Genomic DNA, 20,366 nt, shown 5'->3' with positions numbered 1-20,366 from the left:
TGTGGCCTTCACGCTTCAGTGTCCGCGTGGATCACCAGCCAACGCCGGCGACCATCAAGGTCGACCGCCGATCGGATGTTCAGCGGTTCGGGATCACCCGAATAGCTGATCCGGTCGCTGGTGAGGATGCCGGGGCGCCAGCGGATCGTGAGGCGATAGACGCGCACGCCGCGCAGCACCTTCTCCTTCACCGCCTCGGTACCGGTAAGCCCCTCGACCTTCGCCGCCACGTTGCCGGCGATCGTCGCCACGGTTTCGGTGAAGCCGCCGCGTCCGGTCGGTGTCTTTGCCGACCGGACGATATCGATGCGGTGACGGAGCTCGCCTGCGCTGACGGTCATGCGTCGCAGCCGTCGTCCCAGCGCTTCAATGAAGCGATGATCCAGCCGACGCCGAGCGGCATCTCGCCGCGCCCGTCGACGCTGATGCCCTCCGGGTTCGCGTACCAGGTGCCGACGATCATGCTGATCGCCTGCTTCGCCGTCTCGAGATCGTCGCCGGCAACGTCGGCTGCGTCACCAACGATGACGCGTCCGGTCTTCAGCTCCACCATGCGGCGCGCCGCGGTGATGTTGCGCGTCAGCGTCCCGTCATCGGCCGATGGCCCGAGATCGAGGCGAAGGTCCGCCTTGATCTCGGCGAGCGTGACGGGCTCTGCCATCAGGCGTCCAGCAGGCTCTTGGCAAAGGCAATTGCGTCGGGGTGCGGGTCGACGCGGCCGGCGATCGCCAGCTGCTCGATCACTTCAACGGGCGCCGTGACGATATCGTCAACGTCATGTTCGTCGAACGCAACGAGGACGCGAGCTTCGGTTATCTCGTGCTCGGAGGCTTGCTCCTGCTCGGACGAAGGCTTCTCGTCGGCTGCAGGCAAGGGCGGCTCCGCCGGCGGAGCGGTAGGCTCAGCTGCTGCGGTGGCGGTGGGCGCCGTGCCTTCAGCGGCGAGCGACGGATCGGCCTCCGCGGTTTCCGGGGCCGATTGCGCATCGGGTGCGGCAATCGCGGCGGCTGGAGCGGACGGGCCACCGGCAGGCGCCGGCGTACGCTTGGTCTTGGTGGTCATAAGCGACCCTCCTGACGGTATAGGAAATGGATGGGGGCGAGCGCATGCTCGCCCCACGCCGCAGCTCAGCTGGCCGAGTTGCGGAACGCCTTCACCGGCGCGCCGGCGGTCACCAGCTTGCCGTCATGGCGCGACCAGGCGAGGAAGCCGATCTGGCCCTTCTTGGTGTAGGCGCTGTCGTCGAAGCGGAAGAGCGTCACCTGCATGATGTCGCGGATCATGTAGGCCGACAGATCGCCGAACAGGATCGACTTCGCATTCGCCGCCATCTGCGGCATGTGCTGGTTGATCGTGTAGCGATAGCCCATGAGCACGTCCGGCTCCTTGGTGCTGAAGCCCGGCAGCCACAGCGGGCGACCGTCCGCATCCTTCAGCTTCTTCAGCTCGCGCAGCGTGGTGTCATGGAACATCCAGCCGACACCCGGCAGCGAGCGATAGGCCGGATCGACCGAATGCTCGAGGTCGGTGAGATCGTCGGTGATCACCGACGTCGCGCGACCAGTGGCGGCGGTCTTGCCGATGCCCGCCGCGGTAACGATGCCTTCCGGCTCGCCGGCACCGCTGCCCACCGTGAAGTGCCGATTGGTGATGCGCGCAATGCGCATCGCAAGCGCGCGGCGGATGAATGCCTCGATGTCGATGCCCGGGCCCTGGTCCTGCAGCAGCTCGAACGGCACCGCGACGACCTTCGAGCTGTACTTGCGCGCGCCGATCTGCGTGGTGCCGAACGACATATCGCCGTCGGCCGCCGAGACGTTCTCCGGCACGATTTCGCCTTCGGAGGCGGTCTCGTCCACCGTCGGCCACGGCAGAGGGTTGCCGCCGGCCGTGGCAAACACGGTCGCGACGTCGCGCATCCCGCCGAACGCCGCCAGCGCCTCGAGCAGCTGGCCACCCCAGCCGGCCGGCACTAGATAGCCGCCGGTCGCCGGCGTCTGCGTGGTCTGTGCACCTTGCACCGGACCATTGCGGAGCAGCATCATCTCCTCGGCGGTCATGCCGCGTTCGCCGCGAACCAGGAAGTTGCGGAACGCGGCGTTGTAGCCGTCGTGCTGCTGGCGCTGATCCGGCGACAGGTCGGCGCGAAGGCGATCGTTCGCTTCCCGGCCGGCGTCATCCTGCGCGGCATCGCCATCGATGCGCGCCTGGCGCTCGGCAGCGGCGATGTTCGCATCGATCCGGTCGATATCGGCATAGATACCGTCAACCTGCGCGCTGATCTCGGCCGTGTAGGCCGCGCCGGTGTTGTTCTCGACGAGGTTGCGGGCTTCCTTCGCCTTTGCGGCGCGCTCGTCCCGGAGCGCCTTGATGTTGATCATGGGATACCTTCTTTCCAAAAGAAAAGGCCCCGCGGATGAGGCGGGGCCACAGGGGTGCCGGGGACGGCGCCAGGGGTGATCGGCTTAGGCCGCCGTTCGTTCGTAAAGGCCGAGGCGACCCATCGCGCGCAGCCGCGGCGCTTCATCGATCTCAGCCGGCTGCTCGGTCAGCGCCTGCGGCGCCTTGTCGTAGACGGCGAGATTGAAGGCGCGGGCATTCGCCTGGCCAGCCGCGGTGGTCGGCATGATCTGGTCGCAGAAGCCGGCGTCGACCGCTTCCTGCGCGCTGAACCAGGTCTCTGCCTTCATCCACGCGCCGATCTCTTCGGCCGACTTGCCCGACTTGCCGGCATAGGCCTCGATGATCGCGGCATCGATCTTGTCGAGCAGGGTGCAGGCGTCGCGGAAGTCGTCCGCGTTGCCCATCATCCACGTCCAGCCCTTGTGAATCATATAGAACCCGCCTTCGGCGATCTCGACGGTGCTGGCGGCAAGCGCGAGCACCGAGGCGGCCGAGGCGGCGAGGCCGTCGATCTTGGCCGTGATCGTTGCGCCATGCCCGACGAGCTGCGCCATCATGGCGCGGCCTTCAAACACGTCGCCACCCGGCGAGTTGATCCGAAGAACGATGTTCTTTGCCGTGATACCGGCGAGCGCCTTGGCGAGATCTGCAGCCGACACGCCCCAGTATGGGTCGATGATGTCGTAGACGTAGATCGTCGCGGTGTCGTCGGTGACCTCGGAGCGGATGCCAGTGCCCTTGCCGGTGTTCGCCTGTGCCAGGTTGAAGAGCTTACGCTGCATCGGGATTGTCCTTGTCGTCGGCCGGCAGCGCGTCGTCGAGTGCGTCGTCGCCGGTGGAGGTGGGCTCGGGCGCCGGTGCTTCGCCGGTCGGCGAGTAGATCGCATCGCCATCCGGAACGGGCGGCAGGTTCACCTTGCGGCGCGCCTCGTTCTTGCTGATCCAGCCGGGCAGCTGGTTGCCGCCGAGCGCGGCGCGCAGGTAGGCGGCGATCGCCTTGCTGTCGCCCGACAGCAGGAAGTCGTCGTTCCACCATACGAAATATTGCGGCGCACGGGCGCCGACGACCGGGAACAGCTTGCGCGTCCACTCGCCGGCGATGCGCACCTTGTGCGGCAGGATCGTCCAGCGATCGAAGCCGATCGACTGCTGCTCGACGCCGGTGCCCCAATTGGAGGTGCCCGACGTCTCGCCTGCCATGTTGGGCGGCACGCCGTAGATCCGGCACACGTCGACGACCGAATATTGCAGCAGCTCGAGCAGCTGCGCGTCCTTGGCGGTCACCGCGACCCGCTTCCACTCCGCGCCGCCTTCAAGCAGCAGCGGATTGTGGGCGTTCGTGATGCCCATCGCCTTCTTGCGAAGGTATTCCTTGAACGCAGCCCGCTGCTCTCGGCTGACCTCGCCGGCAAACTGGAAATAGTCGTTGGTCATCAGCCCGCGCTCGAACTGGCCAGCCTCATAGTCGCGGGTTGCGAGATTGATGCCGACCGATTGGGCGTGGTTTGAAATCGGCGACAGCGCTCGAATGCCGTCGACGCTTAGCCCAGGCCCCTTGAAGTGCAGCACGTAGGAGGCGTGGTGATCCTCGGTGGTGCCGTCCTCGTTGGTGAAGCGGTACCAGATCGACCGATCGGCCGACCGATACGGCAGAACGCGCGCCGGAAAGTAGAAGTCGATCGAGGTGATCGTGCCGTTGCGCGCCTGGCGGATCAGGCCGTAGCCGTTGCCGCGCAGCAGCAGCTGTATCGCGATGTTCTCCACGAACACCGCCGACGTCATCTCCTGGTTCGGCTCGCAGTTCAGGAACCGATCGTACGGATGGCCATGCTCGCGGATGAATTCACCCTTGGGCGAGAGGCGATACACGCCCAGCTCCTGCGTCATCAGCGCGCCCGAAATCAGCGTCACGCACCGCCACACCGCGGTCGACCGCATCGCCGTTTCCGGCGTGATCGTCATGCCGGCAGCCTGCTGGCCACCGCCGAACCATTCGAACACGTCGCCGGGATCTGCCGTGGCGATCGCCGCGCTCGAGACGGCGTTTTCGATCGCCGGCCCGGTATCCTGACCACCGCGGCCGCGCGCTGCCTCGGCCGCGCGGCTCGACAGGCGATAGCCGTTCACAATGTCACTCATGCGTCGTCGCCGCTGTCGTCGTCATCATCATCGTCAAGGTCGACGACGTAGGATCCGCCATAGGTCCGTCCCTTCATCTCGACATTGTCGGCCGCGCCGGCGCCCATGGCGCAGGTAACGATGCCGTCGATGCGGCCACGTGACCGCTTCTTGTCGAAGCACCGATTGCCCTGCGCGTCGTCATCCAGCGCGGCATTAGCCGCGCAGCTGTAGGTCACCGGCGAATTGTCGATCACGATCCGGTTGGTGAGGATCCGATCTTCGAACCGCTGGATCGATCGCGGCATGCAATATTGCCGATCCTCGAACACGACGCGCTTGCCCTGCGCGTGGCTCACCATCTTCAGCCCCTTGCCGGTCGGCTCGTCCGCGTTCTTGAAACGCCAGGCGGGGAAGCCGATCGTCTCACAGGCGGTTTCGAAGTCCGCCATCTTGGCCGGATCGAAAACCAGCTCGACGACGTCGTGCTCGGCGCAGATCCGCTTCACCTGCTCGGCGACGAACGTGTAGTCGATCGTCGCCCCGCCGACCGCATTGAGGTGGCCCGCCTCGATCCAGTCGAGGTACGGCGCGCCGTCCTGCTTGGCTCGGTCCTCGACGCCGTCCTTGGCGGTCCAATACCAGGTCTTCTGCCAGAGGATCCCGTCTCCATCGATCCAGGTGGCGGTGAGCGCCGTGAGGTCGTTCTTCTTGGACAGATCGAGGCTCAGCCAGCAGCGGCACCCGCGCAGCAGCTGCATCGTCTCGTCATCGATGACGTCGAGGACCGCGCCCCAGCTCTCCTCGTTGATCCAGAAGTTCGCGGCGCCGGCGGGAATGCCGAAGTAGAGCCGCTTTACCGATGCCGCCTTGGACAGGCGGGTTTGCGCTTCCGCGACGGCCTCGCGGATGTTGGTGATCGGATAAGTGACGCCGAGCGCCGGCAACGACTTGTACCAAGCTTCCTCGTTCTCGAAGATCGTCTCGCGATCGCCCTTGTCGGTCCTGGCGACGAAGCCGAAAGCCGTGTCGCTTTTGACATCGCCCTTCGCTACCGCCTGCGCGGTGTCGGAGATCTCGGTGCCGACATGCTGCGACACCGGTGGGGTATTGCTGCCCAGCACCATCATCGCGCTGCCGGCGATCTTGTCGATCGCCGCCTGCCAGATCTCGATCTGGTCGATCGAGCTGAACTCGTGGATCTCGTCGGCCAGCACCATGCGCGGCCGAGGCCCTGACTGCTGCTTGCCGTCCGCCAGCGGCAGAAAGAACGACTGCGATCCCGGGTGCTCGATCTTGCCGGCATTGTCGCCTTCACCGCGGATCACGACGTGACCCATCGATTCCAGCGTCTCGTGTTCGTCGTACCCCGGCACCTGCGCACGGCACATTGCCGTGGCATCCTTGAACAGCACCATCGAGGTCTGCTTGTTCGCCGCGATCGAGTAGATCTGCGAGCGTCGGAAGCCGCACCAGCCCATCGCATAGAGGCCGAGGCCCGCCATCATCGGCGACTTGGCCTGGCCCTTGCCCGTCTCGACATAGGCGGTGCGAAATCGCCAGCGCCCCGCAGCATTCACCCAGCCCATCAGCGAGCCGACGATGAAGGTCTGATACGGTATCAGGTGGAACGGCTTTCCCTCCGCCGGGCCGTCCGTGATCGTGAACAACGACGGGAAGAAATCGAGCGCGCGCTGCGCGAGCTCGGGACGCCAGAAGTAGCCGCGCTTCTCCGCGTCGCGCAGATCGCGCAGGTGCCGCTCCGCCGCGTACCGGACCAACTCGCCGACGACGAAGTCGCCGCGAACCGCCGCCGCCGCCCAGGCGGTGGTGGGATCGAGCGGCTCGGCGCTAACCCGGCGCGCCAAGGAAGGCGTCGGCGCCGGCTCGGCGCTCACGCTTCGCTACGACCTTCGCGACCTTGCCGCGCCGCCCGGGTGAAAGCCCCAGCTGCGCCTCGAGGCGCTCGGCGGTGTTCTCCGCTTCGCGCATCGCCTTGTAGTGGATCGACAGGCGGGCGATCGCCTTGGGGTTCTTCTCGTTGTCGGGCTCGTCGACGATCCCGCCCGATGCGACTTCGGTCGAGCAGCGGTTGTAGACCAGGTAGGCGAGCACCAGGCGCTGCACGGCATGGCCGTTCGACGATGACAGGATCTCGCGCTCGTGCATCTCGCGCGCGATCCGCTGCCAGTGTCCCGACGCGATCTCGCGCTCTGCCTCGTTTGTCAGCAGCGCCGTCCAGTCCGGTTCCAGCACGTTCCCGATCTCTAGCCGCTCGATCGCGGGCGCGGGCGACGTCTTCTTGGCCGGCGCCTTCCGCGGCTTGCGCTTCGGCTTGGGAGCGGGATCGGTCATCGCATCACCCTTCCGTCAGCCCGAACTTTTTACTCTGGAACACCTCGCATTGCGCACGGCCCCACTGCGCGGTGTCCGACCCTCGGTCGCCCTCACTTTCGACCCCCCGGGGGGCCTGCTGGCCGTCGGCGGGGTCGAGGCGGGTCGGCGGGGTCGGTCGGGCGTCGATCGAGGTTCCAGGCATGGTCGGCGCCGATCGGCCGACCCGAGGTGGTGACGCCGCGGCCGCCGTGCGCGACCTGGTGGCCGAACTGCTCGATCGTCACCTGCTTGTGGTGCGGCTCGCACAGGTTGCGGGTGTTGTCGTCAACGTCGAGGCCGCCGAGCGCCAGCGGCCGGATATGGTCGACCACGTCGGCCGGCCTGGTTAGCCCCTTGGCGAGGCAGTGCTCGCACAGCCCATTGGTCCGCTTCAGCCGCCGAAGCCGCTGAGCTACGCCGGCGCGGCCGCGAAGCCGCTTGCCGGGCGCGACGGTCACTGCTGGGCGGAAACCTTGGCGTCGGCGCTGTCGATGCGCTTGACGAAGAAGGCGTCCTCACCGCCGGCGATGCGGAAACCCAGCGATCGCAGGCCCTCGGCCGCGGCGCTCTTGCCCTTCAGCGTGACTAGGAGACCGGCCTTATCCAGGACGCGCTTCAGCGAGGTTGCCTTGCTCTTCCACGGGCTGTCCAGCACGGCAGCGAGCGCGGCCTTGTCGTCACCCTTTGTGAAGTCGACCTTCTCGCCTGCGAGGCGGGTACCGATGCTGCAGCCGCCAAAGTCGATCGACTTGCGCTTGCCCTTCAGCAGCGCCGGTGATGCCTTCTTCCACCAAGGCTCGAGCGCCGCGCGGATCGCCTCGGCTTCTTCCACCAGCGGGGCAACCTTCATATCGATGTCGGCGCCGATCGCGGCGACCCGTTCCTGCCGATCGGCTTCATGCATGGCGACGTCGGCGCCGATCGCGGCGTATCGCTTCGCCAGCTCGAGCGCCTGGTCGGTGGTGCGGGGGGTGGCGATTTTCACTTGGCGATCCCTTCGCAGAATAGGCGAACCTTGGTGCTCGCGCGCAGCTGTGCTGCCGCGGCTTCTCCCTCACGAAGCCGAGTGGCGATCGTGCGGATCATTGAAACAGGAACCCCGACAAGGTCGGTATCGGCATGGCCGGCCTGCGCCTGCGCCTCGAGCTGCTCGACGATGCTCATCAGAACAGCGCCGAATGGCCATCGGCGCTGACGCGCAACGGGGCGGCGCTCGGCCGACGCGCGTTGCGCCCGCGAAAGGCGGCGACCAGGTCATCGGCAAACGCCTGGGCGTCTTCCTCGAGCTGGTGCGTCTCGCGCATCGATCGGGTGGCCAGCGCCGCCCGGCGGACGATGTCGTCCCAACGGGGGGTGAGACGATCCAATTCGTCCAGTTGCGCCGGGCGGCGCTGGCTCGTCGCCGGCATGGGGCTCAGAAGCTCCCGGCGCGGCCGAGCTCGTTGCGCCGGCGCAGCCGGCGGGCGAGCTTGGAAGGGCCGCGGGCACGGCGACGAAGGGCGTAGGCAGCACGGCGAAGCGGCAGCTGTTCGAGCGTCAGGCGCTCGATCGTCTTGCGACGGTAAAGGCTCAGTCGCCGCGCCGTTGCGGTGAATTCGTCATCCTCGGCTGCGGCGACATCCGCACCCAGGATCGATTGAATGAGTTGCATGCCGGATCCCCGAAACGACAGCGCCCGCTCACCCCGTGGCGGGGCGGCGGGCGCAGTTGTGGCGGGGTCGGATTTGACCGTTGCGTGACCGATTTACGCCCTGCTCATTCGCGCAGTGCGCGAAAGCGCAGGGGTCAGTGCCGGCGCCAGCGATCGAGCGACAGCGTCAGGAGCGAGCGGGTGCGACGGTTGGACATGCGCCAGCGCCGCGCCGCCGCGGTCAGCCCCACGTCGTCGACGATGATCGCCAGCAGCATGTCGGCATGTGGGGCCACGTCGGCGCGCCATTGCGTGTAAGCGCGCTCCAGGAGCACGCGGGCGATCCGCTCGGCCGAGGCGGCGTTCGGCCCGCCGCCGGTGCTGCGCTCGAGCTTGGCCGTGCGCACCGCCACATCGGCGGTGATCAGGGTGTAGGCGGTCGCGATGTCCTGCGCGGCCGCGAGCTGATGCGCGTCGAGCGCACCGGTCTGCACCAGGCGCGCCAGCGCGCCCTCGCGACTGGCGACAACCACGGCATGCTCGTTGGTCTCTGGCGTGCCGGCGATACCGCGCCAGGCTTCGCGGAGCGCCACCCGCTCCTCGATCCCCGGCGCAAGCCGCGTCGCTTCCTGCCGCAACCGCTCCCGCGTCGCCCGCCATTCCAGCTTGGACATGCCTTTGGGCTTTTTCGGCGGATCCGGCGTTGGGCGCGGGGAGCCGAGCACCAGATGCGCGACGCGCTGCTGCTCGTACGCGGTGGAGCTGAACCGACCGGGATCGCTCGCGGTGCTAGGCTGTTCCCGATAGGTCGTCGTCATGCTCGGCTATATGCTCCAGCACTGCGACGATCGGCAGCTGCGCTTGCGCGCAGTGCCCGACCAGCTCGCCCAGCGGCGCGGCCGCCATGCCCCCGATGCGGCGGAACACCTCCACCACGATCTCACGGGCATGCGTGACGTCGCGTACGACCAGGTTGCGCTGCAGCCCGGCCGTACGACCGATGATCTTCGCCTTGACGAGCTGCTCTACCAGCTGGCGCGCCCGCGTTTCGCTGACGCCGACCGCCTCGCCGATCTCCTTGATGCTGGGGCACCCTTGCCCGCGCGCCAGGCGCTCGACGATGAACGCCAGTACCTCCTCACGCCGGCGCGGCTTTAGCGCTGCGCTTCGGCTCCTTCCCGCCCGCGTTGGCGGCAACATTGCGGTGGTAGCGGCCATGTCTTCCCCCGTTCTGGAACATAGGGGGAAACCGCTTGTCGCGCTAGCGTAACGGCTCACCGGAACTCGGCAGGCACGGCAAAGCCGCGCTTCATCAGCCCGCGCACGAGGTCGTTGAAGCAGCTGCCGGGGCCGCCCCAGGGATGTGGGCTCGGGTTGGCGTAGGCCATCCAGAACCGCTCAAGCATTCCGCGATCTTGCAAGAACGGGTGCAACGCGCGCAGCGCCAGGCGTACTGCCTCAACCGGGATCGTGGCGCGCGATCCGGAATATGCCGCCTGTCGTAGAATAAACAGCGCAAGCTCGATCGTGATCATTGCCGCGCGGCGCCGGCGTAGCGCAGGCAGCCCGTCAGCAAATGCCTCGATCTCCACCTTCACGTTTTCGCCCAAGCAGTGGCCGCACCGCATGCCATGCACCACGGCCGCCCAGTCGCACGATTGCAGGCCCGCCGACCGCAGCTGGATCATCTCCTCGCGATCGTGAAACGTCACCCGCTTGCAGGCGCGGCAGGTGACCCGCACCGCACCTTCGACCTTCCTGAGATCCTGCAACGTCTTGGGCGGCCCGACCATCGAGCCGCCATAAACCGGAACGTATCAAGAACGCTAGTTAGCTTGCGTTGAGGTGCGTGATCGACGCGGACCTTAGCTGTCCTTCTGTCGTCGTTCGAAGAGCACGCGTCGCTGCTCACCGACTACGCTCACAAGGCGCCATGAGCGGGCTCCGATGAGCTTTCCCGCATCCACATGCTCGCCCCACATCGGGATGCGCTTCCCCTCATCTGGCCAGCCGTTCGGCTCCCTGGCGACGATTGCCGGCGTTGCCGTGAGGATCAGATCGCCGACGGCCTCTGCCTCTCGGTCCAAACTGTAGAGGGATCTGGGATCGACTTCGACCTTAGGCTTTGGCCAGAGCGCACCTATCACGGATCGACCGTCACCAGTCGGGAGCGGGATGGCGAGCGCTCCTTTTGGGTCGTCCAAATACACGACAAATCGTGCGTCCTCGCCGGTGGTGACCAGTATGTTGCCAAAGGGCTCAACCTGAAGCGCGGATTGAAAGAGTCCGTCATTGCAGGTGGAAAGATCGGCAGGCTCAAACTCCTCGAGCGGGACGAAGGTCGCGTTTGTCATTCCATCCTCCTGTTACGATCCACATCATACAACGGCGGAGATACCCTCCGCCGCGGTGCGTCGGAACGCCCCGTTTTGCGCCCATCGTGAGCTTATGCTCAGCTGCGGTACCCACGCGGTACCCGCTATTCCAAGCCGTCGTGTAGCTCATCGCCGTAACCGCCATCGGCTAACAAACAATCTGCCTCCGCGAAGAGCTTTGCGTCGCCATATCCCTTCCTGTCGTTTGCCTGCAGGTAAGCTGCAGCCACAGCTTTGGAGGCTCGGCAAACATCGCGGCGTGTAGAAGACCGATCAGCTTTTACGATCTCGAGCTGACGCTCAGCGTCTGCAACCGGATCACTGCAACCGCCGACAGCGATGGACAGCAGCCAAACTGCAGCAAATGTTGAAGAACGCTCTCTTAGCCTTGCGGCCCCAAGTAGCCGTGGGAGCGGGATAATGAATGACGTCATGTACCGAGCAACGCCTGGATGCCGGAAAGCATGCATACCTTGCGAAGTCCGGTGCGCCGCCGTCATTGCGGTGCAGGAACAGGAGTGGGCCGCGATCGACGAGGCTTGGTATCAGCAGGAACCGATCCAGCGGGCAGCAGATCTACGAGCTGCGACAAACCGATGGGCAATCGCCGCGCAAGCAGCGCGCCTTGTTCGGCCAGAGGAAGCTGACGATCCATTGCCATCAGCAGGCCCTCGAACATTTGCGCCAGCGCGCGTTCCGGAGGAAGCACCTCCGTCCAGCTCTTAGCGAGAGCCGCGCTCCGATCGGCCCTCGGCAAGGATCTCGCGAGATGCAGCAAGGCTTCCCGATCCGGTGCCTCAATCTCCCGAATGCATCGAACTAGTGTCAGTTCATCGTGAGATAGTTCTGGCTCGGGAGGCGCACTCTGATCGGGATCGTCGGTCTCGCCCGTTAAAAACGCGGGCGTAGTATTCAGCTCTCTTGCGATCCGATGAAGGTGCGATGAGCTACGAGAGGCGCCCGTGATGAGCTTGTAGATCGTCTGCTGAGCCACGCCGACGCGGCGCGCCAGTTCGGACTGAGATAAACCCAGAGACTGCATTCGGGAGGAGAGTCGCTGACCATCGACCATCAGCGGCAACCTACAGCCAAAGTTTTTGCGCTGTAGGGGCGAGTGTCTGTTGACGGAATTACAGCCATGGTTGTAGGTGGTGTGCATGTCGAGCCTCACGACTCCGAATCAAGCTTTGTCCGATGCTGTTGATGCAGCCGGCGGCCAATCTGCGCTTGGTCGGCTTTTGGGCACATCTCAGGCAGCTGTTTGGAAGTGGGTTCGACGCGGTAAACCGCTTCCGGCGGAGCACGTCTTGAAGGTGGAGGAGGCAACCGGCATCAGCCGTCACCGCCTCCGCCCCGACGTGTACGGCCCTGAGCCGACTGAGGGAGCGGTGGTATGACCGCGCGCACTCTCTCAACCCCTTTCGGCCGTGGACAGACCGGCCGGAACCCGCGTTGGGCGACGCAGGACGTGTGTCTGTCGCATCTGAGTAAGCTCCCTGGAAAAGGCGGCGTCGGCGGCGTGTTGCCGGCGTCGTCTTTTCTCACCGGTTCGCATCCGTGTCGGCCGCGATCCGCACGGCGCTTCGCGGTGACGGCATGACCAAGCCCCGCGCCCCGCTGACTTACGACAATGCGCTGACGCGAATTGCAGCGCAGATCGGCTGGGCCGCGATGGCCGAGGCGGTGGGCCAGCGCGAGCGTACCGTGCGCGATTGGAGTGATCCGGATCTGGAGCGCGGCTGCCCGATCGAAGCGGCCGAGCTGCTCGACCTCGCCTTCCAGGCTGGCGGTGGCGAGGGCGCGCCGATGCACGAAACCTATTCGCTGCGGCTGGAGGCGGCGCACACGCGCCGCTTTGCCGCCGGCATCGATCTTGCCCGCGCCGTGTGCGCGATGATCCGCGAGGGCGCGCAGGCGAAGGAGAAGATGATCGTCGCCTCGTTCCCGGGTGCGTCCGATCAGGATCGTCGCGACGCGCTGCGCGAGCTGGAAGAGTTCATTGCCGCCGCCCGCGTCGGCATCCGTCTCCTCACCGACCCGCAATCTCCCCAGCCGCCCTGATCTGACCGGGCCGGCTCGGCCGCAGCGCCCGACACTGCCGAGACTTCCCCTTTTCCGCACCTGCCGCCCGCGTCGCCTCTCGCGCTTCGCGGAGCGGCTTTGTGCTGCCTGGACGCCGCCCATGCCGACGATCGCCAAAGCCCGCACCAGCTGGACCGCCACCGTCAAGTTCACGCCTGGCTCGTACATCAAGACGCGCCGCACCGCGCAGCAGCTGAGCCTGCAGTACGTGGCGGCTCGAATCGCAACCCATCCGCACGTGCCTGAGCATGATCGCATGGCGTGGCTCGAGGCGATCGAGGCGGACCAGGTGCCGGCGTCCATTCACACGATCGACGCGCTGCGCAGCGTCTTCCGCTTCGACCGGTCGGTGCTCGACAGCCTGGCCGCGATCGCGCGTGGCGAGCGCGATCCGATCCACACGCCGCGCATCTGCCGCGTCTGCGCCTGCAGCTGGCGGTGCCCGTGCACTCAGGCTCGAGAAGAATGCGCGTGGGTCGAGGGACAGGATCTCTGCACGGCCTGCCAGGAATCGGCCGCGCCTCAGTCAGAGACCGAGCCAATGCGAGGCGCCGTCGCGTGACGAAGAACCGCCTCCGGATCCGCGTCGCGCTGGTGACGATCGCCTTCGCGATCGGCGTCGCGATCGCCGCCCGGGACGGGCGCAACGACGGCGACTTCGCCGCCCTCATCCTGGTCGCTGTGATGTTCGCAGCCGCTGCGGCCGACTTCATCATCCACAAACGGGAGCGCCGCTCATGAGCCTGCATCGCCCGCTGGATCTCGCCCAGCCATTCCTGCCCGACCTTCACCCGATCGCTTGCGACTGTGCCGCCTGCGAGGCCGAGCGCGACGAACCGAGCCTGCTTCGCTCGCTCGGCGAGTGCGTCGTCATGGCCGCCGGCGCCGTCATCCTGGGCCAGGTCGTTGGCCACGTGCTCAACACGGCCGGGATCCTCGCGCTGCTGGGGATCGGCTAATGGCTGGCAACGAGCTCGAGCTGGCGATCGCCGAAGCAGAACGCTGGGCCGCACACGTAGAGCGCTTCGGTTACGAGCGCATGGGTGTCGGGCCGGACGCCTCGCCACACATGCTGGCCGCTGCCGCGAAGAAGTTGGCCGCCCTCTCGAAAGGGGAGGCGGCGCATGGCTGAAGAACGCGGCGAGGGCATGGGCGGCGGCCAGGTCGCGGCCGAGGAGCTGCGCCTCCTGATCGAACGCGCCGAGCGGCTCGAGGAGGAGAGAAAGGGAATCACCGACGACATCAAAGACGTGTTCGCCGAGGCCAAGAGCCGCGGATACGACCCGAAGGCGATCAAGAAGATCATGTCGATCCGGAAAATGAAAAAGGAGGAGTTCCAGGAGTTAGAGTTGATCCTGGAAACCTACATGCAAGCGCTGGGCATGCTGTGATGGGCCCGGAGTTCACCCCCGAGCGCGTCGCGGAACTCACCGGACTGTCTGCCTCGTCCCGCACGGCTGGTCCCCTGCCGCCAATCAGCACGCCGATCGTCGTCAATGAGCGCGGCTTTGCTTGGCTGCCGAACCCGGACCCGTTCGTCGGCATCTTTGGCAATCCGATCGTCTGCTACGTGCATGCCGGCATTCGGCTCGGCTGGGCACCCATGCCGCTGCCAGCACCCGGCGGCGTGCTGCTGACGCTGTTCGGCGGCCTGCGCGCTGAGCCCGGGTTCGAAGAGGAAGGCGTCGCCACCTTCATCACCCGCGAAGGGCTGAATGGGTTGATTGCCGACCTGCAGGCGATCGCCGCCAGCATCGCGCCTCCCGCATCGGACGATCAGGAAGGGGAGGGCTAATGGCCGACACCACCAAGATCGAGTGGACCGACGCCACCTGGAACATCATCAACGGTTGCTCGATCCACACGCCTGGCTGCACGAACTGCTATGCCATGCTGCTCGCCGGCACGCGCCTGGCGAACCACCCCAGCCGGGTCGGGCTGACCACCCCCACGAAGGCAGGGCCGGTGTGGAACGGCACGGTGAGGCTCTACGAGCCCTGGCTGACGTTGCCGCTGGAGTGGGCGCGGCCGCGCGATATCTTCGTCTGCGCGCACGGCGACCTTTTCCACGACGCGGTGACCGAGTTCATGCTCGATCAGGTGTTCGCCGTGATGGCGCTCTGCGCCGTCACCGGGCGCCGGCACCGTTTCCAGGTTCTGACGAAGCGATCGGGCAACATGCGCCGCTACGTCAGCGCATTGGCTGAGCGTGCGCAGCATATCGCCGTTCGCGCCTCCCAGCTCAACGCCGACGCCTATCGCTCGATGCCGGCGATCGTCGAGCTGCTCGAGCGAGGCCCGCTTCCGAACGTTATGCTCGGAGTCTCAACCGAGGATCAGCGCCGCGCCGACGAGCGGATCCCGGATCTGCTGGCGACGCCAGCGGCCATGCGCTGGATCAGCGCCGAGCCGCTGCTCGGGCCGATCGACCTCGAGCACGTGGCCGCACCTGTCGGTGACGGCGAGGATGAGTTCGAAGACAACGATTGGAAGCTGAACGCGCTGCTCGCGGGCAGCTGTTACGAGTTCAAGAGCGAAGACGGCTACTGGTACAGCGGCGACGGCCCGGAGCATCGCGCGCTCGATTGGGTGGTGGTCGGGGGAGAGAGCGGCCGCGGCGCCCGGCCGATGCATCCGGCCTGGGCCCGCTCCCTACGGGATCAGTGCGCCAGCGCCGGCGTACCCTTCCTCTTCAAGCAATGGGGCGAGTGGGCGCCGGTCTGCGCGATCGACGAGACCGTCATCACCGACGAGCAGCTCTATCATCCCCGGCTGGCGCACAATCAGCCCGAGGGGCCGCGCAAGTGCAAGGTGGCGCAATGCGTCCTCCACGCGAGCGGCGACGGCTTTGACATGGACGAATGGTCCCGGCTGCAGGTGCCGCCCGGGACGCTCGTCTATGCGGCCGGCGCCGGCGCCATGCAGATGATGGCGATCGGCAAGCGCCGCGCCGGCCGGCTGCTCGACGGCGTGCAGCACGACGGTGCGCCATCATGAGCCTCAAGCCGCTCAGCGAGGAAGCCGGCGCGGCGTTCTCGCGCGCCCAGGTGCCGGATCCTGCGAACCGCGAGACACACGATTTCTATCCGACTTGGCCGGCCGCCACGCGCGCGCTGCTGAGGGTGGAGCGGTTCGAGGGCAGCATATGGGAGCCGGCATGCGGTGACGGCGCCATGTCGCGCGAGCTGGAAGCTGCCGGCTATCGCGTCGTCTCAACCGACCTGATCGACCGCGGATTCGGCGAAGGCGGCCGAGACTTCCTCGCCGAGTGGTCGCCGCAGGCGCCGAACGTCGTCACCAACCCGCCATTCCGTTGGGCGGTCGAGTTCGTCGACCGCGCGCTGGTGCTTACCTCGCCCGATCGGCCGGGCAACCTGATGCGCGGCAAGGTCGCGCTGTTCCTACGTCTGGCCTTCCTGGAAGGGCAGGACCGCGGCGCCTGGTTCCCGACCACGCCGCTCGCGCGCGTGTGGGTCATGTCGCGCCGCGTGCCGATGGGGCGCGGCCGCGTCGCCGACGAGAAGACAGACAAGGGCGTAATCGCCTTCGCCTGGTTCGTGTGGGAGCACGGCCACGAGGGGCGGCCGGTGCTCGGCTGGCTCGATTGGAAGTCCGCATGATGGGCGCGGCTCCCCGTACCGGAAAAGCGGTACAGGCTCCGACGATCGTCAGCGTGATCCGCATGACGGGGCTGGCAACCGCGGCCGAAATGCTGGGCCAGGAGCAGCTCGCCGAGGGGCTCGGCATAAAGGATCGGAGCCTCCGCACCAAGCTCACCGCCACCCGGGGCGTGTCCGACCAGGATCTGATCGCGGCCGCGCTCGCGCTCGAGGCGACGGCCGCGCGCATGCTCGAGCACGCTGGCAAGCTGCGCACCGAGGCCGGGCTATGAGCGATCCGAAGATCGAGCCCGGCTATCCGCTCGCCTGGCCGCAGGGCCGGCCGCGCACCCGCAAGCCGGCGCCGGCGCTGTTCCGGAAGGATGGCCGCCGGCTGACGCTCACGACGGCGCGCGCGCGCCTTGTCGAGCAGGTGAACATGATCACGCAGCGCGGGCAGCCCTGGCGTGTGCGCAACATGGTGCTGTCCACCAACATCCGCTTCACGCTCGCGGGTACCCGCGATCAGAACGTTAGCCGTCGCGATCCCGAGGACGCCGGCGTCGCCTTCTATTTCGAACTCGACGGCCGCCCCCACGTGCTCGCCTGCGATCGATGGGACACGGTCTACGACAACATCGCCGCGATCGCCGCGCACATCGAGGCGCTGCGCGGGCAGGAGCGCTGGGGCGTCGCGGATCTCCGCCAAGCATTCGCCGGTCATGTGGCGCTGCCTCCCCCTGGGGCCCCGCCCGAGCGGTCCTGGTGGAAGGTGCTCGGCCTGCCAGGTGCGGACGTCTCTCGGAACGACATCGACGCTATGTACCGGCGGCTTGCCGCCCGGCGTCACCCCGACGCCGGCGGCACCCGCGAGCAATGGGACGAGCTGGCCGCGGCCTATGAAGCGGCGAAGGCGGCCGTCGCGTGACGTGCGACTTCGTCCAGATCCCCGGCGGCGGTACCGCGATCGTCTGCTCGACGCGCCGGCGCCAACGCTGCGCCTGCGGTCGGCCGGCGACCAGACTCTGCGATTGGAAGGTGGCGTCCAAGAAGAGCGGCACCTGCGATGTCCCGCTTTGCTCCCAATGCACGACATCACCTGCGCGCGACAAGGATCTCTGCGCCACACACGTTGCCGCCTACGCCGATTGGCAGGCCGAGCACGGCATCCCGCAACAGCAGCTCGAGCTGCCCGCATGAGCTTGCGCGGCCAGATGGACCTATTCGCGAGTGGATTCTCGCAGCTCGCCATCGATGAGCGCGTCAGCGCCGCGATTGCCGCGGGAGCACCGGTGGCGTTCAGCCTGTCGGGCGGGAAAGACAGCGTCTCCATTGCCCACGCTACTGCCAAGCGGCTCGACGCGCTGGGGCACCCGCGCGATCGGCGTGTCTCGATCCATTCAGACCTTGGGCGGATCGAGTGGCGCTCTACTCCGGCGACCGTTGAGCAAGCTGCCGCGGCGATCGGAACGCCGCTGGTCATCGTGCGACGCAAGGCCGGCGACCTGGTTGATCGATGGGAGCGGCGGTTCGAGCTTGGGCTCGAGCGGTACGAGCAGCTGCTCACCTATCACCTCACTAGCCCGTGGAGTTCGGCGAACAACAGGTTCTGCACCGCGGAGCTGAAGACGCAGGTGATCTTGCCGCACCTGCTGCGGATGTTCCCGGGTCAGCAGATCGTGTCGGTGGTAGGCATACGGCGGGAGGAAAGTCTCAAGCGCCGGCTCGCCCCGGTCTCCAAGATTGAGGGCAAGCCCTACGTTCGCGCGAACGGCGGCGGCATTCTGACATGGCATCCGGGCGTCGAGATCCGCGAGGACGAAGTCTACACCTACATCGCGCGGGAGGGGCTGCCGCTCGCCGAGGCGTATCCTCTCGGCAGCACGAGGTTTGGCTGCGCTTTCTGCGTGCTGGCATCCGAAAACGATCTCACGGTCGCGGCTCATGCTCCCGGCAACCTGGGCGTTCTCCACCACCTGGTCGGAATGGAGGCGCGGTCCAGCTTCTCTTTCCAGCCGCAGCGATGGCTTGGTGACGTCGCGCCCCAGCTGCTCCCGAAGACGCTGCTGAACGCACTGCATCACGGCAAAGCGGCCGCGGCTGAGCGTCGCGCGCTCGAAGCGCGGCTGCCGTCGAACCTCAAGTACGTGAAGGGCTGGCCGCAGCGGGTTCCCAGCCTGGCCGAGGCGAGCGTGATCCTGTCCACCCGGACGGCGCTGCTAACAGCGCACGGGCGGCGATCGCCCTACGACACACCAGCCCGCGTGCGCGACCGCATCGCCGAGCTGCATACCGTCGAGCGCGCGAGGGAAGCTGCGTGATCGCCTCCTTCGCCTGTCCCTGCGGCCAGCGCGACGAGGTGCGCGAGCCCGCACCTGAGACGCTGCCCTGCATCGCCGACCGCTGCGACGGCACCATGATCCGCTTCACCCCTCGATGGGCGCCCCCGGCCGGCGCCGGGAGATCCCTCACGTGAACATGATCCACGTCGGCAACTCGGAGCCGAGTGCCCGCCACACCTATCACCGCCTGCGCGAGCGCCGGCTGTGCGAGCTGCTCGGGCAATGGGTGTCCGGCATCGAGCCACTGATCTTCGAACGCCTCGACGTCTCGCCCCACGTGCTCGCCGAGGTTGGCATCGGCGCGCCCGGCGCCGACGTCCCGATGCTCACCGCGCAGATCACCGTCGACGCGATGTTGGCCGAGCTGGGCTGGCCGGCACCGGCCGAGGTGGCGCTGTGATGGCGCACGTCAGCAGCCCGGGCCGGCGTCCGCTCATTAAAGTCGCCGAGGCGAAGCGGGAAGGGAGCCCGGCGCGTGCCGGCCGCTTCCTGCGCCTGCCCGACGTCATCGCAACGACCGGGCTGAGCCGTCCGACGATCTACCGGCTGATCGCGAAGCGCGACTTCCCCGAGCAGCACCAGCTCACCCGGCGCAGCGTCGGCTGGTGGGAGTCGGACATCGAAAACTGGCTCCGGAATCGCACCCACGCTGATGCTCACCCGAGCTGAGGTCGTGACATAGCGGGGGTACTCCAGGGGGTACCCCAGACACCGACAATGGAAATATCGCACGAAAGTAGCACGTTATGGCCCAAACTCTGCAGTCACCCTCTCCGCCACTTACTCCATATATCTATCGCGACTTTGCTCGATCGCATTGGGCGGCGCCCCTTTGCGTCGTCCGCTCTCCCGTGCGTGTGCGGTCGGGCCGTGAAAAGGTGCTGTCGGCGGCGTGTGATGCGCGCTCGCGGGTATTTGAATGCGAATGGCGGGTGGGTGGCTGCTGCTTCAGCCCTGTCCTTTTTGACGTCGCGCTAACGGTGCCTCGGAAGATGCTCACGGCGGCGACGCCCTTCACTGTGGATGCGTCATGGCCCGGTGTGCCCATAACCGGTGTGCCCGCCATGCGTCCGGATATGCGCTGAGTGAGGGGGGGGCGTTCGCTCGGTCGATCTCCCCTGCGCCGATGGCGTTACCCAACCTCGTATCCTTGCCTTGGGCGCTGCGATGTTTGTCTGGTGGGTGTGACGCCGTTCGGGGCGGTTGACCATGCGCGCCGTTCGGTGCGTCTGATGCAGAGGCGCAAAGGAGAGAGCGGGTGCGTCCCGCATCACGAATCATCGGACAGGCCGATTCGAGGCGGCCGGCCGCTGTTTCGCTACATTTGTATGACTTGCGTTCAAGTTAAGGGTGGCGGTTTTCCTGGGGTTTTGGGGGTGAGTGTAAGAAAGTTGCAAAAAGTGTTTGACGGTTTGGGAGGTGGGGCCTAGATGGGTGTCAC

34 protein-coding genes are annotated in these 20,366 nt (G+C 66.8%); 16 read left to right on the top strand and 18 right to left on the bottom strand.

Going from position 1 to position 20,366, the window contains the following annotated elements:
- Positions 1–8 precede the first annotated feature (8 nt).
- The 18 genes from SPDO_RS16205 to SPDO_RS16120 all read right to left on the bottom strand — a co-directional run bounded on the left by SPDO_RS16205 (position 9) and on the right by SPDO_RS16120 (position 12,073).
- Positions 9–341 (bottom strand): head-tail adaptor protein, encoded by a 333-nt coding sequence (locus tag SPDO_RS16205; RefSeq protein WP_088368560.1) that lies wholly within the window; start codon positions 339–341, stop codon positions 9–11.
- On the bottom strand, positions 338–661 hold the full coding sequence (locus tag SPDO_RS16200; protein WP_088368559.1) for a head-tail connector protein: 324 nt from the start codon (positions 659–661) through the stop codon (positions 338–340). The genes SPDO_RS16205 and SPDO_RS16200 overlap by 4 nt, the downstream gene beginning before the upstream one ends.
- Positions 661–1,062 (bottom strand): hypothetical protein, encoded by a 402-nt coding sequence (locus SPDO_RS16195; protein WP_088368558.1) that lies wholly within the window; start codon positions 1,060–1,062, stop codon positions 661–663. The genes SPDO_RS16200 and SPDO_RS16195 overlap by 1 nt, the downstream gene beginning before the upstream one ends.
- Before the next feature lie 65 nt (positions 1,063–1,127).
- The gene (locus tag SPDO_RS16190; RefSeq protein WP_088368557.1) at positions 1,128–2,381 is read right to left on the bottom strand and encodes a phage major capsid protein; all 1,254 of its coding nucleotides are present in this window, start codon (positions 2,379–2,381) and stop codon (positions 1,128–1,130) included.
- 84 nt (positions 2,382–2,465) lie between these two features.
- Positions 2,466–3,185: a head maturation protease, ClpP-related gene (locus SPDO_RS16185; protein WP_088368556.1), complete on the bottom strand. Its 720-nt coding sequence runs from the start codon at positions 3,183–3,185 to the stop codon at positions 2,466–2,468.
- Positions 3,175–4,542, bottom strand: coding sequence for a phage portal protein (locus tag SPDO_RS16180; protein ID WP_088368555.1), 1,368 nt, complete (start codon positions 4,540–4,542; stop codon positions 3,175–3,177). Before SPDO_RS16180 ends, SPDO_RS16185 begins: the two co-directional genes overlap by 11 nt.
- A complete protein-coding gene (locus SPDO_RS16175; protein WP_088368554.1) occupies positions 4,539–6,389 on the bottom strand; it encodes a terminase large subunit in 1,851 nt (616 codons plus the stop codon). Before SPDO_RS16175 ends, SPDO_RS16180 begins: the two co-directional genes overlap by 4 nt.
- Positions 6,373–6,876, bottom strand: coding sequence for a P27 family phage terminase small subunit (locus SPDO_RS16170; protein ID WP_088368553.1), 504 nt, complete (start codon positions 6,874–6,876; stop codon positions 6,373–6,375). Before SPDO_RS16170 ends, SPDO_RS16175 begins: the two co-directional genes overlap by 17 nt.
- Positions 6,877–6,968: 92 nt before the next feature.
- On the bottom strand, positions 6,969–7,229 hold the full coding sequence (locus SPDO_RS16165; RefSeq protein WP_245829589.1) for an HNH endonuclease signature motif containing protein: 261 nt from the start codon (positions 7,227–7,229) through the stop codon (positions 6,969–6,971).
- Between the two features lie 122 nt (positions 7,230–7,351).
- A complete protein-coding gene (locus SPDO_RS16160) occupies positions 7,352–7,882 on the bottom strand; it encodes a host-nuclease inhibitor Gam family protein (RefSeq protein WP_158212224.1) in 531 nt (176 codons plus the stop codon).
- The gene (locus SPDO_RS16155; RefSeq protein WP_088368551.1) at positions 7,879–8,061 is read right to left on the bottom strand and encodes a hypothetical protein; all 183 of its coding nucleotides are present in this window, start codon (positions 8,059–8,061) and stop codon (positions 7,879–7,881) included. Before SPDO_RS16155 ends, SPDO_RS16160 begins: the two co-directional genes overlap by 4 nt.
- Positions 8,061–8,306 (bottom strand): hypothetical protein, encoded by a 246-nt coding sequence (locus SPDO_RS16150; RefSeq protein ID WP_088368550.1) that lies wholly within the window; start codon positions 8,304–8,306, stop codon positions 8,061–8,063. Before SPDO_RS16150 ends, SPDO_RS16155 begins: the two co-directional genes overlap by 1 nt.
- Positions 8,307–8,311: 5 nt before the next feature.
- The gene (locus SPDO_RS16145) at positions 8,312–8,548 is read right to left on the bottom strand and encodes a hypothetical protein (RefSeq protein WP_088368549.1); all 237 of its coding nucleotides are present in this window, start codon (positions 8,546–8,548) and stop codon (positions 8,312–8,314) included.
- 134 nt (positions 8,549–8,682) lie between these two features.
- Positions 8,683–9,345 carry a hypothetical protein gene (locus SPDO_RS16140; RefSeq protein ID WP_088368548.1) on the bottom strand — a complete coding sequence of 221 codons (663 nt, stop codon included), beginning with the start codon at positions 9,343–9,345 and terminating at the stop codon, positions 8,683–8,685.
- Complete coding sequence (locus tag SPDO_RS16135; protein WP_088368547.1) at positions 9,317–9,745, bottom strand: LexA family transcriptional regulator; 429 nt, start codon at positions 9,743–9,745, stop codon at positions 9,317–9,319. The genes SPDO_RS16140 and SPDO_RS16135 overlap by 29 nt, the downstream gene beginning before the upstream one ends.
- A 56-nt stretch (positions 9,746–9,801) precedes the next feature.
- A complete protein-coding gene (locus SPDO_RS16130) occupies positions 9,802–10,320 on the bottom strand; it encodes a hypothetical protein (protein ID WP_088368546.1) in 519 nt (172 codons plus the stop codon).
- Between the two features lie 72 nt (positions 10,321–10,392).
- The gene (locus tag SPDO_RS16125) at positions 10,393–10,881 is read right to left on the bottom strand and encodes a hypothetical protein (RefSeq protein ID WP_088368545.1); all 489 of its coding nucleotides are present in this window, start codon (positions 10,879–10,881) and stop codon (positions 10,393–10,395) included.
- Between the two features lie 517 nt (positions 10,882–11,398).
- Positions 11,399–12,073 (bottom strand): helix-turn-helix domain-containing protein, encoded by a 675-nt coding sequence (locus SPDO_RS16120; protein ID WP_245829586.1) that lies wholly within the window; start codon positions 12,071–12,073, stop codon positions 11,399–11,401.
- Here SPDO_RS16120 and SPDO_RS16115 point away from each other — a divergent pair.
- The 16 genes from SPDO_RS16115 (at position 12,060) to SPDO_RS16050 (ending at position 19,594) form a co-directional block, all read left to right on the top strand.
- On the top strand, positions 12,060–12,299 hold the full coding sequence (locus tag SPDO_RS16115; protein ID WP_088368543.1) for a transcriptional regulator: 240 nt from the start codon (positions 12,060–12,062) through the stop codon (positions 12,297–12,299). The genes SPDO_RS16120 and SPDO_RS16115 overlap by 14 nt on opposite strands.
- A gap of 199 nt (positions 12,300–12,498) precedes the next feature.
- Positions 12,499–12,963, top strand: coding sequence for a hypothetical protein (locus SPDO_RS16110; protein WP_143559684.1), 465 nt, complete (start codon positions 12,499–12,501; stop codon positions 12,961–12,963).
- A 121-nt stretch (positions 12,964–13,084) separates the two neighbouring features.
- Positions 13,085–13,546 carry a transcriptional regulator gene (locus SPDO_RS16105; RefSeq protein WP_088368541.1) on the top strand — a complete coding sequence of 154 codons (462 nt, stop codon included), beginning with the start codon at positions 13,085–13,087 and terminating at the stop codon, positions 13,544–13,546.
- Positions 13,543–13,725 carry a hypothetical protein gene (locus SPDO_RS16100; RefSeq protein WP_088368540.1) on the top strand — a complete coding sequence of 61 codons (183 nt, stop codon included), beginning with the start codon at positions 13,543–13,545 and terminating at the stop codon, positions 13,723–13,725. Before SPDO_RS16105 ends, SPDO_RS16100 begins: the two co-directional genes overlap by 4 nt.
- Positions 13,722–13,943, top strand: coding sequence for a hypothetical protein (locus SPDO_RS16095; RefSeq protein ID WP_088368539.1), 222 nt, complete (start codon positions 13,722–13,724; stop codon positions 13,941–13,943). Before SPDO_RS16100 ends, SPDO_RS16095 begins: the two co-directional genes overlap by 4 nt.
- The gene (locus tag SPDO_RS16880; protein WP_158212223.1) at positions 13,943–14,116 is read left to right on the top strand and encodes a hypothetical protein; all 174 of its coding nucleotides are present in this window, start codon (positions 13,943–13,945) and stop codon (positions 14,114–14,116) included. The genes SPDO_RS16095 and SPDO_RS16880 overlap by 1 nt, the downstream gene beginning before the upstream one ends.
- Positions 14,109–14,375 (top strand): DUF2312 domain-containing protein, encoded by a 267-nt coding sequence (locus tag SPDO_RS16090; RefSeq protein WP_245829585.1) that lies wholly within the window; start codon positions 14,109–14,111, stop codon positions 14,373–14,375. The genes SPDO_RS16880 and SPDO_RS16090 overlap by 8 nt, the downstream gene beginning before the upstream one ends.
- Positions 14,375–14,779, top strand: a complete 405-nt coding sequence (locus SPDO_RS16085; RefSeq protein ID WP_088368538.1) for a hypothetical protein — start codon at positions 14,375–14,377, stop codon at positions 14,777–14,779. Before SPDO_RS16090 ends, SPDO_RS16085 begins: the two co-directional genes overlap by 1 nt.
- On the top strand, positions 14,779–15,981 hold the full coding sequence (locus SPDO_RS16080; protein WP_088368537.1) for a DUF5131 family protein: 1,203 nt from the start codon (positions 14,779–14,781) through the stop codon (positions 15,979–15,981). The genes SPDO_RS16085 and SPDO_RS16080 overlap by 1 nt, the downstream gene beginning before the upstream one ends.
- Positions 15,978–16,604: a hypothetical protein gene (locus tag SPDO_RS16075; RefSeq protein ID WP_088368536.1), complete on the top strand. Its 627-nt coding sequence runs from the start codon at positions 15,978–15,980 to the stop codon at positions 16,602–16,604. The genes SPDO_RS16080 and SPDO_RS16075 overlap by 4 nt, the downstream gene beginning before the upstream one ends.
- Positions 16,601–16,876 carry a hypothetical protein gene (locus SPDO_RS16070; protein WP_143559683.1) on the top strand — a complete coding sequence of 92 codons (276 nt, stop codon included), beginning with the start codon at positions 16,601–16,603 and terminating at the stop codon, positions 16,874–16,876. The genes SPDO_RS16075 and SPDO_RS16070 overlap by 4 nt, the downstream gene beginning before the upstream one ends.
- On the top strand, positions 16,873–17,511 hold the full coding sequence (locus SPDO_RS16065; protein WP_088368534.1) for a J domain-containing protein: 639 nt from the start codon (positions 16,873–16,875) through the stop codon (positions 17,509–17,511). The genes SPDO_RS16070 and SPDO_RS16065 overlap by 4 nt, the downstream gene beginning before the upstream one ends.
- Positions 17,508–17,783, top strand: a complete 276-nt coding sequence (locus SPDO_RS16995) for a hypothetical protein (RefSeq protein WP_169716275.1) — start codon at positions 17,508–17,510, stop codon at positions 17,781–17,783. The genes SPDO_RS16065 and SPDO_RS16995 overlap by 4 nt, the downstream gene beginning before the upstream one ends.
- A complete protein-coding gene (locus tag SPDO_RS16060; RefSeq protein WP_245829584.1) occupies positions 17,780–18,904 on the top strand; it encodes a phosphoadenosine phosphosulfate reductase domain-containing protein in 1,125 nt (374 codons plus the stop codon). The genes SPDO_RS16995 and SPDO_RS16060 overlap by 4 nt, the downstream gene beginning before the upstream one ends.
- 151 nt (positions 18,905–19,055) lie before the next feature.
- A complete protein-coding gene (locus SPDO_RS16055) occupies positions 19,056–19,325 on the top strand; it encodes a hypothetical protein (RefSeq protein ID WP_088368532.1) in 270 nt (89 codons plus the stop codon).
- Positions 19,325–19,594: a helix-turn-helix transcriptional regulator gene (locus SPDO_RS16050; protein ID WP_088368531.1), complete on the top strand. Its 270-nt coding sequence runs from the start codon at positions 19,325–19,327 to the stop codon at positions 19,592–19,594. The genes SPDO_RS16055 and SPDO_RS16050 overlap by 1 nt, the downstream gene beginning before the upstream one ends.
- The last annotated feature ends 772 nt before the right edge of the window (positions 19,595–20,366 follow it).

The sequence above is a fragment of the Sphingomonas dokdonensis genome (genome assembly GCF_002197685.1).
In the GTDB taxonomy this organism is placed as follows: domain Bacteria; phylum Pseudomonadota; class Alphaproteobacteria; order Sphingomonadales; family Sphingomonadaceae; genus Sphingomonas; species Sphingomonas dokdonensis.
Note: the sequence above shows the minus strand (reverse complement) of the source record. Positions and strands in the feature narration are given on the sequence as shown.

Coding starts and splice junctions, on each gene's coding strand:
- SPDO_RS16205 (WP_088368560.1), bottom strand. CDS start 341: ATGACCGTCAGCGCAGGCGAGCTCCGTCACCGCATCGATATCGTCCGG.
- SPDO_RS16200 (WP_088368559.1), bottom strand. CDS start 661: ATGGCAGAGCCCGTCACGCTCGCCGAGATCAAGGCGGACCTTCGCCTC.
- SPDO_RS16195 (WP_088368558.1), bottom strand. CDS start 1,062: ATGACCACCAAGACCAAGCGTACGCCGGCGCCTGCCGGTGGCCCGTCC.
- SPDO_RS16190 (WP_088368557.1), bottom strand. CDS start 2,381: ATGATCAACATCAAGGCGCTCCGGGACGAGCGCGCCGCAAAGGCGAAG.
- SPDO_RS16185 (WP_088368556.1), bottom strand. CDS start 3,185: ATGCAGCGTAAGCTCTTCAACCTGGCACAGGCGAACACCGGCAAGGGC.
- SPDO_RS16180 (WP_088368555.1), bottom strand. CDS start 4,542: ATGAGTGACATTGTGAACGGCTATCGCCTGTCGAGCCGCGCGGCCGAG.
- SPDO_RS16170 (WP_088368553.1), bottom strand. CDS start 6,876: ATGACCGATCCCGCTCCCAAGCCGAAGCGCAAGCCGCGGAAGGCGCCG.
- SPDO_RS16155 (WP_088368551.1), bottom strand. CDS start 8,061: ATGAGCATCGTCGAGCAGCTCGAGGCGCAGGCGCAGGCCGGCCATGCC.
- SPDO_RS16150 (WP_088368550.1), bottom strand. CDS start 8,306: ATGCCGGCGACGAGCCAGCGCCGCCCGGCGCAACTGGACGAATTGGAT.
- SPDO_RS16145 (WP_088368549.1), bottom strand. CDS start 8,548: ATGCAACTCATTCAATCGATCCTGGGTGCGGATGTCGCCGCAGCCGAG.
- SPDO_RS16140 (WP_088368548.1), bottom strand. CDS start 9,345: ATGACGACGACCTATCGGGAACAGCCTAGCACCGCGAGCGATCCCGGT.
- SPDO_RS16135 (WP_088368547.1), bottom strand. CDS start 9,745: ATGGCCGCTACCACCGCAATGTTGCCGCCAACGCGGGCGGGAAGGAGC.
- SPDO_RS16130 (WP_088368546.1), bottom strand. CDS start 10,320: ATGGTCGGGCCGCCCAAGACGTTGCAGGATCTCAGGAAGGTCGAAGGT.
- SPDO_RS16125 (WP_088368545.1), bottom strand. CDS start 10,881: ATGACAAACGCGACCTTCGTCCCGCTCGAGGAGTTTGAGCCTGCCGAT.
- SPDO_RS16115 (WP_088368543.1), top strand. CDS start 12,060: ATGTCGAGCCTCACGACTCCGAATCAAGCTTTGTCCGATGCTGTTGAT.
- SPDO_RS16110 (WP_143559684.1), top strand. CDS start 12,499: ATGACCAAGCCCCGCGCCCCGCTGACTTACGACAATGCGCTGACGCGA.
- SPDO_RS16105 (WP_088368541.1), top strand. CDS start 13,085: ATGCCGACGATCGCCAAAGCCCGCACCAGCTGGACCGCCACCGTCAAG.
- SPDO_RS16095 (WP_088368539.1), top strand. CDS start 13,722: ATGAGCCTGCATCGCCCGCTGGATCTCGCCCAGCCATTCCTGCCCGAC.
- SPDO_RS16880 (WP_158212223.1), top strand. CDS start 13,943: ATGGCTGGCAACGAGCTCGAGCTGGCGATCGCCGAAGCAGAACGCTGG.
- SPDO_RS16090 (WP_245829585.1), top strand. CDS start 14,109: ATGGCTGAAGAACGCGGCGAGGGCATGGGCGGCGGCCAGGTCGCGGCC.
- SPDO_RS16085 (WP_088368538.1), top strand. CDS start 14,375: ATGGGCCCGGAGTTCACCCCCGAGCGCGTCGCGGAACTCACCGGACTG.
- SPDO_RS16080 (WP_088368537.1), top strand. CDS start 14,779: ATGGCCGACACCACCAAGATCGAGTGGACCGACGCCACCTGGAACATC.
- SPDO_RS16075 (WP_088368536.1), top strand. CDS start 15,978: ATGAGCCTCAAGCCGCTCAGCGAGGAAGCCGGCGCGGCGTTCTCGCGC.
- SPDO_RS16070 (WP_143559683.1), top strand. CDS start 16,601: ATGATGGGCGCGGCTCCCCGTACCGGAAAAGCGGTACAGGCTCCGACG.
- SPDO_RS16065 (WP_088368534.1), top strand. CDS start 16,873: ATGAGCGATCCGAAGATCGAGCCCGGCTATCCGCTCGCCTGGCCGCAG.
- SPDO_RS16060 (WP_245829584.1), top strand. CDS start 17,780: ATGAGCTTGCGCGGCCAGATGGACCTATTCGCGAGTGGATTCTCGCAG.
- SPDO_RS16050 (WP_088368531.1), top strand. CDS start 19,325: ATGGCGCACGTCAGCAGCCCGGGCCGGCGTCCGCTCATTAAAGTCGCC.